The 12,305-nt window shown below is 67.5% G+C and carries 9 protein-coding genes; 7 read left to right on the top strand and 2 right to left on the bottom strand.

Features of this window, described 5'->3' with window-relative positions; genetic code table 11:
• Positions 1–2: 2 nt before the first annotated feature.
• On the bottom strand, positions 3–1,643 hold the full coding sequence (locus XAN126_RS0115200) for an ABC transporter substrate-binding protein (protein ID WP_024279443.1): 1,641 nt from the start codon (positions 1,641–1,643) through the stop codon (positions 3–5).
• Between the two features lie 283 nt (positions 1,644–1,926).
• Between XAN126_RS0115200 and XAN126_RS0115195 the strand changes: the two genes are divergently transcribed.
• Positions 1,927–2,622, top strand: coding sequence for a YafY family protein (locus XAN126_RS0115195; protein ID WP_024279442.1), 696 nt, complete (start codon positions 1,927–1,929; stop codon positions 2,620–2,622).
• A gap of 66 nt (positions 2,623–2,688) precedes the next feature.
• Entirely contained in the window at positions 2,689–3,063 is a 375-nt protein-coding gene (locus XAN126_RS0115190; RefSeq protein WP_024279441.1) for a VOC family protein, read from the top strand.
• A gap of 9 nt (positions 3,064–3,072) precedes the next feature.
• Here XAN126_RS0115190 and XAN126_RS0115185 read toward each other — a convergent pair whose 3' ends face one another.
• A complete protein-coding gene (locus XAN126_RS0115185) occupies positions 3,073–4,440 on the bottom strand; it encodes a PLP-dependent aminotransferase family protein (protein ID WP_024279440.1) in 1,368 nt (455 codons plus the stop codon).
• A gap of 144 nt (positions 4,441–4,584) precedes the next feature.
• Between XAN126_RS0115185 and XAN126_RS0115180 the strand changes: the two genes are divergently transcribed.
• The 5 genes from XAN126_RS0115180 (at position 4,585) to XAN126_RS29380 (ending at position 12,299) form a co-directional block, all read left to right on the top strand.
• A complete protein-coding gene (locus XAN126_RS0115180) occupies positions 4,585–5,451 on the top strand; it encodes a DMT family transporter (RefSeq protein ID WP_024279439.1) in 867 nt (288 codons plus the stop codon).
• A 594-nt stretch (positions 5,452–6,045) separates the two neighbouring features.
• Complete coding sequence (locus XAN126_RS0115175) at positions 6,046–7,521, top strand: porin (protein WP_024279438.1); 1,476 nt, start codon at positions 6,046–6,048, stop codon at positions 7,519–7,521.
• Between the two features lie 387 nt (positions 7,522–7,908).
• Positions 7,909–9,228, top strand: coding sequence for a porin (locus tag XAN126_RS26405; protein ID WP_024279437.1), 1,320 nt, complete (start codon positions 7,909–7,911; stop codon positions 9,226–9,228).
• A 142-nt stretch (positions 9,229–9,370) separates the two neighbouring features.
• Positions 9,371–11,563: an OmpA family protein gene (locus XAN126_RS0115165; protein WP_155982318.1), complete on the top strand. Its 2,193-nt coding sequence runs from the start codon at positions 9,371–9,373 to the stop codon at positions 11,561–11,563.
• 97 nt (positions 11,564–11,660) lie between these two features.
• A complete protein-coding gene (locus XAN126_RS29380; RefSeq protein ID WP_024279435.1) occupies positions 11,661–12,299 on the top strand; it encodes a hypothetical protein in 639 nt (212 codons plus the stop codon).
• The last annotated feature ends 6 nt before the right edge of the window (positions 12,300–12,305 follow it).

The following is a 12,305-nucleotide window of genomic DNA, read 5'->3' as shown; positions in this document are numbered from 1 at the left end:
CCTCAGGCCCTGCGCAGGTCTCGGTAATCCACCTGCCCATGGAACCAGTAGGTGTAGCCGTCGATGACAGGCGCCATCACCGCGTCCTGGTTGGGCTGCCAGACCATGATCATGGGCACGTCGCGGGCCACGATGTCGACCATCTGGCGACAAGTCGCCTCATAGGCGGCCGCGTCGGCCTCGAAGCGCGCGGCCTGGGCCAGCGCGTCCAGCTTCGGGTTGGAGAAGCCGCTGAAGTTCCAGCGGTGGTCGCCGGTGAAATAGTTGCGCAGGAAATAGTCCGGCGCCGGCAGCCAGGCCGTCCCGGCCGAAATGAAGAACGGCACCCGCCGCTCCACTTCCATGCTGGCCATCTGGGCCGGGGGCAGCTTCTGGATGGAGACATCCACGCCGATTGCGCCGAGGGCTTCGCGGATCAGCGTCGCCATGGGCTCGGCGACGGCGGCGACGCCCGCCGAGAACGAGAAGGTGGTCTTGAACCCGTCAGGGAAGCCGGCTTCCGCCAGCATTGCCTTGGCCTTGGCGGCATCGGTCCTGAAGGGCAGGGGCTGGGGGAAGGCGCCGTTCGGCGCGTCGGTCCACGTGGCGCCGAACAGGGGGCGGCCCCGGCGGAACAGGGCGGCCTCGAACATGGCCTCGTAGGGCAGCGCCGCCGCGACCGCGGCCCGCACCTTGGGATTGTCGAACGGCGCCATGCGCGTGTTGAACACGATGGCGGTGAAGCCGTTGATCTGCGGCGTCGCCACCAGCTTGATCTTGCCGCGGGCCTCCAGCGCGCTGATGTCGCTGGACTGGAGATCGATGGCGATGTCCGCGTCGCCGCGCTCAAGAAGGTTCGCGCGGGTGGCGGCTTCCGGGACGGTCTGGGCGATCACCCGCTTGAAGTAGGGCAGGGCGCCGCCGGCACCGTTCTTCCACGCCTCGTTGCGCTTCAGGATGGTCTGCTGGCCAGACTTGTACTGCTCCACCATATAGGCGCCGCCGCCGGCGGTGTTTTCCTTGAGCCAGTTCTGCGCCCACGGATCATCCGCAGTGGCGTTGCGACGCGCCAGCGTGCTGTTGAACATGGGCGAGAGCGGCACCGCGAGATTGGCCAGCGCGAGCCGGTCGGGCCGGTCGAGGGAGACCTCGACCACACCCTCGCCGACCACCTTGAACTGCTCCGGCTTCGTCAGCGAGCCGGTGGCGATCTGCCCTGCCGCGAGGGACTTGGCCGAAACGGCCCGATCAAGCGACCATTTCACGTCCTCGGCCGTGACCGGGGCGCCATCGTGCCAGGTGGCACCCTTGCGCAGGTGGAAGGTGAAGGTGCGCCCGTCGGCCGAGCGGTCGATCTTCTCCGCCAGCTCGCCGCGGATGTTGTCGAAGTCGAAGACCCAGGAGCCGTTGACCTGCTTGCGGCCATAGGAGGCCAGGCGATCATACACGGCGGTGGAGAGGCCAAAGGATTCGCGCGTGGCGCCCGGCGTGGTCGGGTCCAGGGTGTTCACCGTGCCGGCGAGCACATGGCGCAGGGTCTCGGCGCGGGTCTGTGCCTGCGCGGCATCAAGACGCCCGAATGCACCCAGGGCTCCTCCGGCTGCGGACGCGAGTACGGCTTTCAGGCCCTGCCTTCTGGTGAAGGCGAAGCGATCGAAACTCATGGTCCAGACCCCTCTGGTCGGAAGGAAGGTTCGACGTCATTCGACGTTCGGATCTTTTTCTGGCTCAGACCATGACAGCTCTACGGCTAATCGATAGGTCCAGAATTGGCTCAAAAGAATGTGCCAGATTGGCCGATGCCGTGAGCCAGCGATGGACCCTCGGCACTAAAATAGCCTCGGGCATGGTGAAATTTGATGGCGGATCCACAACCCTTTGCGCGTTGGGGCCGGCATGGCCAACCTGCCACTTTCTGGCAGCAGGCGGCGGTGTAGACTTGCGGGCATGTCCCGTTCGGAACGCCTCCTCGACCTCCTCCACGCTTTGCGGCGCCATCGTCGCCCGGTGAGCGGCAAGGTTCTGGCGGATGAGGTCGGCGTCAGCATCCGCACCCTCTACCGCGACATCGCCAGCCTCCAGGCGCAGGGCGCGACCATCGAGGGCGAGCCCGGCGTCGGCTATGTCCTGAAGCCCGGCTTCTTCCTGCCGCCGCTGATGTTTTCTACAGAGGAGATCGAGGCGCTCGTCCTCGGCTCCCGCTGGGTGGCGGAGCGGGCGGACGGCCACCTGCGCGATGCGGCCCTGAGCGCGCTGGCGCGCATCGCCGCCGTGCTGCCGCCTGACCTGCGGGACGAACTGGACGCATCTTCCCTGCTGATCGCCCCGCGTGCGGATATTCCGGCCGATGCAATCGATCCTGCGGTTCTGAGAAAGGCGATCAGGACGGAACGCAAGCTGTCGATGTCCTATCGCGACGGTTCCGGTGCGCCGTCGCAGCGTGTCGTCTGGCCATTCGCGCTGGCCTTCTTTGACCATGTGCGCGTGCTGCTGGGGTGGTGCGAGCTGCGCCAGGACTTCCGCTCCTTCCGCACCGACCGCATCGCCGTCGCGGACCTGCTGGAGGAGCGCTATCCCGCGCGTCGTCAGGCGCTGTTGAAGCAATGGCGGATCGCGCAGAAAAAGGGCCGCCCGGACGCGTGATACTGCCGGAATCTGGCAGTGGTGAACACTAGGGTCTCGCCTGTCCATCACGACAGGAACCCGCAAATGGCCAGCAAGAACAACATTCTCCTCTACGTCGCCGATGCGTCGGCGAGCGCCGCCTTCTACGCGACGCTCCTTGGAACGCCGCCTGTCGAGGCGAGCCCGACCTTCGCCATGTTCATCCTTCCGTCGGGCCTGGGCCTCGGCCTGTGGGGACGCAGCGGCGTGAAGCCTGTGCCGGTCGCCGCCGGCGGAGGCTGTGAAATCGGCTTCAAGGTGGATGCCCCCGAAGCGGTCGATGCGAGGCACGCCGAATGGCTGGCCAGGGGCGCTGCGATCGCCCTGCCGCCCATCGACCTCGAATTCGGCCGAAGCTTCGTCGCGCTCGATCCGGACGGGCACCGTCTGCGCGTCTATGCCCTGAACGAGGAGATGTAGGCGCCCGGCTCACCCCATGGCCCGGGCCAGGGACGCGTGAACCCTGGGATCGCTCATCTGCGCCACGTTGAAGCGCAGGAACGCGCCGGCGGACTGGGCCACGCTGAAGACGTTGCCGGGGGCGAGGATCACCCCTTCTCCCCGGCAACGTGCCGCGATCGTCGCGGACTCAAGCCCCTCCGGCAGGCGGCACCACAGATAGAAGCCGCCCCGCGGCATCAGCCACGGGACAATGCCGAGCCGGCCGAGTTGTTCGGCCGCCGCCAGCCGGGCGCGCGTCAGGCGGTGACGCACCTCCTCCATGTGCTTGCGATAGCCGCCGCCGGTCAGGATGCCAGCCACCAGCTCGCCCGCCACGGGACTGACGGCGCCGAAGCTGGTGGCGATCTGCAGGTCGCTCAACGCCTCGATCCACTCCGGCCGTGCCGCGATGTAGCCGCAGCGGATGGCCGAGGAGAGGGTCTTGGAGAAGCTGCCGATGCGGATCACCCGGCTCAGCCCGTCGAGGATGGCGAGACGGGGGGAGGAGGCCGGCTCGAAATCAGCGAAGATGTCGTCTTCTACGATGGTGAGCCCGCGCGCCTGCGCGAGCGTCAGGACACGATGGGCCGTCTGGGGGGAGAGGGTGGCGCCGGTCGGATTCTGGAGCGCGGAGTTGGTGATGTAGAGGCGGGGCGATTCTTCCGCGAGGACCTGTTCGAAGGCGATAAGATCCGGCCCCGCGGGCGTCATGGGCACGCCGATGATACGGACGGAGTGGGCGCGCAGCAGCGCATGGAAATTGAAATAGCAGGGGTCATCCACCAGCACGGCATCGCCCGGCCGCAGCAGCAGCCGGCAGACGAGATCGATGGCCTGCGTGCCCGAACCGGTGAGCATTACCTGGTCGAGCGTTGCACCGATGCCCTCCTCCGCGAACCGCCCCAGCAGCAGCCGGCGCAGCGCCAGCGGGCCGCGCGTGCTGCCATATTCCGTAAGCAGCGCGCCGTCTGTGCGGGCGAGCGTTCGCAGACCCTTCCGCAGGGCGGCGACGGGCATCCAGTCGTCCGGCAGCCAGCCGCAGCCGGGCTTGAGCACGGACGGCCCGGCATCGAGCGACTGCTTCGACACCCAGAAGGGGTCGATATCGGGCGCGCGCGGCGCATCCGTCTGGCCCAGCGCCATCAGCGGCGGATCGCGCCGTGGCAGGCCCGCGCCCGTCACGTAGAAGCCCGAGCCTCGGCGCGCGCGGATGACACCTTCCGCTTCCAGCCGGTCATAGGCCTCCACCACCGTGGAAGGAGAGACGCCCATCGCCGTGGCGAAGCGGCGGACCGACGGCAGCCGGTCGCCGGGCGTAAGGGCGCCGCCCGCGATGCGGCCCCAAATCTCCGCCATCAGGGCCTCGGTGCGCGTCGTAGCGAGCTTTGGCAAGGCCACTGTTTGGCTCCGTGAACTAATACAGTTTAGCGGAATTGTATGTGAGTGTGGCTGTCTCCGCTACCGGTGCGGGCGTATCGCGGGCCGCGAAAGCGAGGCACAATGGAACGCAATGTAGCCGGCTGGGGCAGTGGATTTCTCGGCGTCGTCATCTTTAGCGGCTCGTTGCCGGCGACGCGGCTCGCCGTCGCCGACTTCTCGCCGCTCTTCCTCACCTCCGCACGGGCCGTCATCGCCGCGCTCATCGCCGGGGTATTTCTGGCGGCACATCGCCAGGTGCGGCCGGCCGCGGGTGACCTTCTCTCTCTCGCCATCGTCGCCATCGGCGTGGTGGTCGGCTTTCCGCTGCTTACCGGACTGGCGCTGCAGCACATCACGGCGGCGCACTCCATCGTCTTCATCGGCCTGTTGCCGCTCGCGACCGCCATCTTCGGCGTGGTCCGCGGCGGTGAGCGGCCGAAGCCAGCGTTCTGGCTGTTCTCCTGCGTCGGAGCGGCGACCGTGGCGGGATTCGCCCTGTCACGCAGTGCGGACGGCTCCCTGTCCGGAAACCTGCTGATGATCGGCGCCGTCGTGCTCTGCGGGCTCGGCTATGCCGAGGGCGCGACCCTCTCGCGGCGTCTGGGCGGCTGGCAGGTCATCTCATGGGCGCTGCTGCTGGCGTTGCCGTTCATGGCGGTGATCGCCCTGACGGTACGCCCCGACAGCTGGGCGGGAATCGGGCTGCCGGCCTGGGCGGGCCTCGCCTACGTCTCGGTGTTCAGCATGCTGGTGGGATTCGTCTTCTGGTATCGCGGCCTCGCACTGGGCGGAATCGCCGGGGTCGGGCAGTTGCAGCTGCTGCAGCCCTTCCTCGGGCTGATGCTGGCGGCTGCGGTACTGGGGGAGAGCATCGCGTGGCCCATGCTCGCCGCCACCGGTGTGGTGGTGCTGTGCGTGGCCGGTGCCCGGCACTTCGCCCACCGCTGAAGGGCTGGGCGAACTGGGCGTCGCGATTCGAGCCGGGCTGCCATAAGGGAAACCGTTGCACGGTATGGTTCGGCGGCGAAAACGATTGCCGCAATCGCAGGTCACCAGGCCGTTATGCCGTCGCCCCGACCGGGGCCGCGCGAGGGTCCGGAGCCGGCTCAGCGGTCCAAGACGGCGGCACCATGGTGGGTGCCCCGGCCGGAGAGAACGGGCAGCCTCAATGGTTCAGTTCAAGCACGTCGCAGAGCCCAGTGTTGCAAAAATACACAATTTTGATCAATAGCTTAACCCTAATCATCCCCCGCAGCTCCTGGTCCGGGGTTTGGTATCGAGGTAGGCCATGACCCAGCGTGCTATTCCTGCAACACCCGCTGGAAAAGCACCCTCGCGAGGCCGTGAACGGCGTGGTTTGGATTGATCACAGGTTGGCCTTTTGTATGTTGGCTTTGCGACGAAGGGGGGCAGTCCCCGGTCGACCGGTCCGCGTTCGGGGGGTCTGAACGCGGAATGGGAATCGGGGCAAGAACCCTCTCGGGGTGCAGCCGCACCGGCGAAGCGGAACTCGCTCCCTCGGAACCAAACTTGGAGGTCACGATGAAGATGGTGAAGAGCCTTCTCCTCGGCAGCGCGGCGGGTCTCGTCGCGGTCGCTGGAGCCCAGGCCGCCGACTTGCCTGTCAAGGCAAAGCCGGTTGAATACGTGAAGGTCTGCTCTGCTTACGGCGCGGGCTACTTCTACATCCCCGGCACCGACACCTGCATCAAGATCGGCGGCTACGCCCGCTTCGATACTTATGTGAACTCCGTCGGCACCTTCAACCCGGCCATCTCCTCCAACACCGGCACCTACTTCAACGGTCCCGGCGCTGGCACTTTCGCCTATCCCTTCAAGGACGGTGATGATCCGGATTATCTGACCCGCGTCCGCGGCGTCATGGATATCGATGCCCGCACCCAGACCGATTACGGCACGCTGCGCTCCTACGTGCGCTTCGGCATCGAGTGGAACTCGTCTTCGGGCGCTGGCGTCGGTCCGGCGAACAACCCGTACTTCGAGCGCGCGTTCATCCAGTTCTCGGGCTTCACGTTCGGTTACACGCAGTCGTTCTTCGACACCGGGACCAGCTATATGCTGACCACCCCGTATGCGGGTTCGAACATGTGGACCACCACGCTGGCTTACACCGCGCAGTTCGGCAACGGCTTCTCGGCGACCCTGTCGGTTGAGGACGCGGCCAACCGCACGACCGGCGTGCAGATGACCGGCTCCACCGCGCAGCCCGTTTTCAACGTCTCCACCAGCGCCACCGGCCTGACCTACACCAACTACCAGGGCGGTCAGCAGGCTCCCGACATCGTCGCCAACCTGCGCTATGATGGTGCCTGGGGTAGCGTCCAGCTCTCTGGCGCCCTGCACCAAGTCGTGGCCGAGCTTCCGCTCTATGCCGGCTTCTACCCGGGCATGGGCACCACCAGCCAGTGGGGCTGGGCTCTCGGCGCGTACGCGGAGTTCAAGCTCCCGATGCTCGCCGCTGGCGACAGCCTCTACCTGCAGGCCAACTATGAGCAGGGCGCGGTCTCCTACATTGGCCTCTCTGGCACTGCCCAGGGGCGCTCCACCTCGGTCGGCTCCGTCAGCCTGACCCAGATCGGTGGTTCGCTGTTCGCCACGGGCGCCTTCTACACCGTGGCTGACGCCGTGGCCGACCTGACCGGTCAGCCCTCGCTCACCACCGGCTGGGCCGTCCAGGGTCAGTTCCGTCACTACTGGACCCCCGGCCTGCGTTCGGCGATCTACGCTGGCTACCTCGGCTACGAGGTTCCCACCAACATCGTCGCCGCTCAGAACTTCAACATGTGGCAGGTTGGTTTCAACACCATCTGGTCGCCGGTTAAGAACCTCGATATCGGCGCCGAAGTTCTGTACTCCAGCATTGACGGCTCCAACCCGCTCGCTCAGTACGCTGCGATCGACAACAATGGCCTCGGCAAGTCCAAGACCATCGGTTCGCTCAGCGGCGGCTCCACCGACATCTGGTCGGGCGGCATCCGGGTGCAGCGCAACTTCTGATCCTTCGCGATCGGACGAAGAACCCCGGTGGGCAACCACCGGGGTTCTTCTTTGTCTGCACTCCTGCACCCTGCAGGAGTTTTTCGTCTTCGTGAGCCAGTACGACTTTCATGCGAGACTAGGTCGCGCCCTACAGTGCGCGTTGATTTGCCGGTCGCGCCACCAAGTTCTGGCGCCCGCATGATTTCGGCATCGCTCGAATCTACTTCACGTTATGCTGCGTTTCCGCGATGAGCGGATCGCGGCGCGGCGTTTTCATTTTGCTGCTTCCAGCGCGGACCGCGCGGGTTGTTCTGTGATTGCATCTAGAGCTGGCAACGACGGATTTGCGCGTCTGCACACGCTGAGCCCGCTGCTGGCCGCTTGTGAGTACCGCGAGAGGGGTCGATGCCGGTCGCCCGCGCCATCCGAATGCGCTGTCTCCCCTGCCTGATCCTTCTCGGAGCGGTCGGCGGGATCGCGGACGGTTGGGCGCAGGGGCAGGCGGCGGCCGCGGACTTGCTCTCGCCCCCTGCAACCGACGGTCGCGTGAGGGCCTGCACGGCACAAGGGCCGGGGTTTTTCTTCATCCCGGGCACAGACACCTGCCTGCGTATCGGCGGATACCTTTGGGTCGAGGGTTATTACAACACCTATTCCGCCTACCCGCCGAATTACGACAAGACATATTCGATCGCCACGGGCGCCCTCATCATCGATACCCGTACCGACACGGAATATGGTGTCGTTCGAAGCTATTTCGAAACCCGCTACCAGTGGCGCACGTCCGACCCTTGGTCCGATGGCCCGAACACACCGACCGGGAACAAATCCGCCCAGCTCGACCTGCGCGACATCTACGTGCAGTTCGCCGGCTTCACCGTCGGCCACACCCAGTCGTTCTTCGATTTCTACGGCAACGCCAACGTGTTCGGCACCGACGCCGCCACCATTGGCGACGATACGCGCCTGAACCTGATCGCCTACACCTACGAGTTCTCGCGGAGCCTCAGCACGACGCTCGCCCTGGAAGACGCGGCGGACCGCCAGAGCGGCATTCTTGCCCGCGGCCCCAGCCTCTTCGGCCCGGCTGACTACCAGGCCGGGGAGGGGGCTCCGGACGTGGTGGCCAACCTGAAATCTCAGGCGTCCTGGGGGACCCTCCAGCTGTCCGGCGCCTTGCATCAGGTCAGCGCGACTACGCTGGACACACCCCTCGCCACGGTGAATGGCGGCTGGGGCTATGCGCTTCAGGCGGGCGCCATGTTCAACCTGCCCGCGTTCGGCGAGGGCGACACGCTCTATCTCCAGGCGGCGTACGCGAAGGGCGCCACCTCTTATCTGGGGTTGCAGGACCCCTCCGGGGCCTACGACCCGCCGGACGCCTTCCTCGGTGCCTTCGGCGAGGTGCACAAGGTGTCCGGCTGGAGCGCCACGGCCTCGTTCCTGCACAATTGGAACGAGCGTTGGAGTTCGGCCCTTTTCGGCGGCTATGCAGCCTACGACTTCAACAATACTGGCGTGCAGGCCTCATACGGCGCATCCGGTGGCACGAACCTCAATGTCGGCGGCTACCTAGCCTTCACGCCGGTGAAGCAATTCACAATTGCCCTACAATACGATTACAATTCCAATGCCGCGACGAACTACAGGCTAACGCCCTTCTCGCCGGCGCAATCTTCGGTGGGGGCGCAACAGGTGCTGCTGTTCATCTCCCGCGATTTCTGAGGGCGTCCGGCGCACCGCCTCGCCCCTCTAATGCCGTCTTCGCCCGCGAGGCTTCCGGTGCGACGGCGAATTATGCTGAAGTCCCCTTCCGGCTCCCGAGAGCGGGGCGGACAGCGGGGTGTGCGTGGTGCGGCAAGGCGAGGTGAAAAGAGCGGGCGAGGACGGGCTCCGGCAGGTCCAGCCGCGCCGGGGCAAGGGCTGGCAGCGACTGTGGCCGCTGGTGGCTGGCCTCGCAGCGCTCGTCGCGCTTACGGTCTTCACCATCCTATTCGCCCGCGGCCCCATCGAGGCCGATCTCGATTCGGCGGCGCGGGATGTTCTCGCGCGCACGGGGGAATCCTGGGCCTCCGCCCGCTTCCAGGGCCGCGATGCCACCATGGAGGGCGAGGCCCTTGCCGAGGAGGCGCGGACCAAGGTGCGCGCCTCGCTGGAAGGCCTGTTCGGCGTTCGCGTGGTGCGTGACGCAACCACCCTGTTGCCGGAGCGGCACCCGTTCACCTTCAGCGCGGTGAAGGACGGACGCACGATCGCCGTTGATGGCTACGTTCCCTCCGCCGATGGCCTGGTGCGGATCGTCGCGGCCGCCCGCAGCGGCGGGGACCAGGTGACAGGGCAGAACCGGCTGGTGCGGGCCCGCGGTGCACCGCCCGGTGATTTCGCCGCGCTGGTCATCTTCGGTCTCGGCCAGCTGAAGCGCCTGCCGTCCGGTCGGCTCACCCTGTCGGATGGCGCGATTGCGCTGGAGGGGCGGGCGCGCGACCTCGCGAGCTATGATGAACTGGCCCAGACCCTGCACGGCCCATTGCCCGGCGGCATGGTGCTCGCGCGCTTCGAGGTGCGCCCGCCGGTCGCCGCCCCGTTCCTGTGGTCGGCGGTGCGCGATGGCACGGTGCTGCGGCTCAGCGGCTACGTTCCCTCGGCCGAGGTGCGGGCCGAAGTGGCAAAGGCCTTGTCCTCGACCGTGCCGGGCATCGGCATCAAGGACGACACTTTGCTCGCCGACGGCGCGCCGAGCGCGGAGCTCTGGATGCGGGCGGTGCGCTTTGCCGGCTCGGCCCTGGCCCAGCTTCCGGAGGGCCGGGTGACGCTCTCCGATTCGACCCTTTCGATCGAGGGCGTCGCGCCCAGTTTCACCTCCTTCGACATCCTCCTCACGCTGCGCCGGCAGCCGCCCGAGGGCTTCCAGATCGTGCGCTTCGCGGTCGAGCCGCCGCGCGCCTCCCCGTTTACCTGGCAGATCGAGCGCAACCCCGAGCAGGTGCAGCTTTCCGGCTTCGCGCCGTCCGAAGAGGCCCGCCGCCTGCTGCTGGATGCCGCGCGTTCGGGCTTTCAGGGCATGCCGGTCGCCGACGATCTGCAGCTCGCTTCCGGTGGCCCGGCGCCCGAAGTGTGGGCGAGCGCCGCCAGCTTTGCCGTCGCCCAGCTGGCCCGGATGCATGCCGGCTCGGCCGAGGTGACGGGCACGCGGATGGTGCTGTCGGGCGAGGCGGCCGATTCCGCGGGCTATCTCGCCGTGGTGCAAGCGGTACGCACGCCGCCGGCCGGCGTCACGGTCGATGCCAGGGGCGTGCGGCCGCCGTCCATCTCGCCTTACGTCTTCTCGGTGCGGCGGGAGGCAGGCGAGCTGACCGTCTCCGGCTTCTATCCGGACGAGGCGGCGCACGTCGCCATCAAGACCGCGCTGGAGCGCGATTTCCTGCGCGAAAAGGTCAATGACGTCTCGGCGGTCGGCGGCGGAGCGCCGTCCGGCTTCCGCGATGCGGTGCTCGCCGGGCTCGCTCAGCTGTCCCGTCTTTCCTCCGGCGAACTGAGCGTCGCCGATGCACAGATGCGCCTGAGCGGAACGGTGCTCGACGCGACCGTGGGCGGGGAGGTGGAGGCCGCGCTCAAGCGCGCGGCGCGGCCGCCGTTCGTGATCGAGACGGCGCTCCAGCTCGCCCCGCCCGCCCCGCCGGTGAGCGTCGCGGAATGCGGCCGGCTGGTCGGCGAGCTGCTGTCGCGGGGAACGGTCCGTTTCGTCGGCGCCACTGCGGACATCGATGCCCTGAGCCGCGGCCTCGTGGATCGTATTGCCGCCGTTCTGAAGCGATGCCCGGACAGTCTGGTGCGCGTGTCCGGCCATACGGACGGCGTCGGCGATGGAGCGGCCAATCTGCGCCTGTCGGAGGCGCGGGCGAAGTCTGTGGTCGCCGCACTTGCCGCGGAAGGCATAGCCTCCGACCGGCTGACGGCGGCAGGGCTCGGCTCCGGCCAGCCGGTGGCGCCCAACGACACCGAGGCGGGCAGGGCGCTCAACCGGCGCATCGAGATCGAGGTGAAGGAGCGCGCGCCATGATCTATCTCGCCATCGCTCTTTGGCCTTACGTGATCGGCGCGGCCGCGATCGGCCTCGCCACCGGCTACGCGCTGGGGCGGAATGGGGGGAGCCGGCCATGACCGCCTTTGCCATCGAGGTGGCCCTGCTCCTCACCCTCGTCTTCGCTGCCGCGCTGGCAGTCGGCTATCGCCTCGGCCGGAAGCACCGCCCAGCCGAACCACCGGTGCAGACCGAAGTCCTGCCACCTCCCGCCGTCGTGGAGCGTCCGTCCGTTCCTGCCGCGCCTCAGCCCCAGCCGGAACCGCCTGTCCTGGTCGAGCCCGCGCCCTCGCCCCAGCAGGACCTGTTCGCGCGGCTCGGCATCGCCGACATGAATGCGGTGCCGCCTCTGGATGAAGAGGAGGAAGACGAGCCGCCGCCTCCGGCCACGCAGTCGCCGATCCGCCCCGCTCCGCGCGCCCGGCGGCGCCCGCCGGAGAGCCTGCCGGGGGTGCGCCCGACCGCCCTCGATGCGCCGGAGGGCGAGGGGGCGGATGATCTCAAGCAATTGAAGGGCATCGGCCCGCATAACGAGCTGCGGCTCAACGAGATCGGCATCTTCCATCTTCGGCAGATCGCCGCGTGGACGCCGGAAGAGGCCGCCTGGGTCGGCAGCTATCTCGCCTTCCCCGGCCGCATCGAGCGAGAGGACTGGATGGGGCAGGCGAAAGCCATCATCGAGGGTGGAGCACCGCCGCCGCGTCGGCGGCGGTGAGCCGGG

This window comes from Xanthobacter sp. 126, assembly GCF_000526175.1.
GTDB classification, from domain to species: domain Bacteria; phylum Pseudomonadota; class Alphaproteobacteria; order Rhizobiales; family Xanthobacteraceae; genus Xanthobacter; species Xanthobacter aminoxidans.
Note: the sequence above shows the minus strand (reverse complement) of the source record. Positions and strands in the feature narration are given on the sequence as shown.